This is a genomic window from Microbulbifer discodermiae (assembly GCF_040742695.1).
Classification (GTDB): domain Bacteria; phylum Pseudomonadota; class Gammaproteobacteria; order Pseudomonadales; family Cellvibrionaceae; genus Microbulbifer.
The window spans coordinates 1-1,019 of sequence record NZ_JBFLAB010000154.1 but is presented as its reverse complement, the minus strand read 5'-3'; the positions used below and the strand labels follow the sequence as shown (position 1 = coordinate 1,019).

Genomic DNA, 1,019 nt, shown 5'->3' with positions numbered 1-1,019 from the left:
AGGGTATCCCCACCAGTGGCCTGCTGGCACACCTGCTGATCGCCAAGTATGCCGACCATCTGCCGCTCTACCGACAGGAAAGAATCTTTGCCCGCGCCGGACTCGCCATCTCCCGCTCCACCCTGGCGGAATGGGTTGGTCGTTGTGGCGTTGCCTTGCAACCACTGGTGGATGCTCTTCGCGAAGCACTGCTGCAGCACCCGGTACTCCATGCCGATGAAACCCCGGTGCCCATGCTGGTGCCAGGCATGAAGAAAACTCACCGCGCCTATATCTGGGCCTACTGCAGTACCTCTACTGCCGCAGTTAAAGCCGTGGTCTACGACTTCGCGGAAACCCGCGCTGGTGCCAATGCGCGCACCTTCCTCGAAGGCTGGCAGGGCAAACTGGTCTGCGACGACTACAGCGGCTACAAGGCTGGCTTCAACAAAGGCATCACCGAGATCGGTTGCATGGCCCATGCACGCCGGAAGTTCTACGACCTCCATACAGCAAACAAAAGCCAGATTGCTGAGCAGGCCCTGCAGCTCATCCAGCAGCTCTACGATATTGAGCGGGAAGCCAAAGAGCTCACCGTAGAGGCGAGAAAGCAGCTCCGCGAGCAGCGATCAAAACCGTTACTGGACAGTCTCCACCGGTGGTTGATAACGCACCGACAAAAGGTGCTCAATGGATCGGCAACGGCCAAAGCTATCGATTACAGCCTAAAACGCTGGCAAGCGCTGACGCGCTACTGTGACGACGGCGCGGTGCCAATCGACAACAATCATGTGGAAAACCAGATCCGGCCGTGGGCTCTGGGGCGCAGTAACTGGCTGTTCGCCGGTAGCTTGCGCAGTGGCCAGCGTGCAGCAGCGATCATGAGTCTGGTCCAGTCAGCCAAGCTGAATGGTCATGATCCCTTTGCGTATCTGAAAGATGTGATGCAGCGATTACCGATGCATCGCGCCAGTGCTATCGGCGAGCTGCTGCCCCATAACTGGGTTCCTGCTGACAAGGTGTGATGCCCGGACGCTTAC

1 protein-coding gene is annotated in these 1,019 nt (G+C 58.5%); it reads left to right on the top strand.

Features of this window, described 5'->3' with window-relative positions; translation table 11 throughout:
• On the top strand, nucleotides 1–1,004 hold a 1,004-nt coding region (gene tnpC / locus AB1S50_RS19505; protein WP_367152943.1), incomplete at its 5' end, for an IS66 family transposase.
• Nucleotides 1,005–1,019 lie beyond the last annotated feature (15 nt).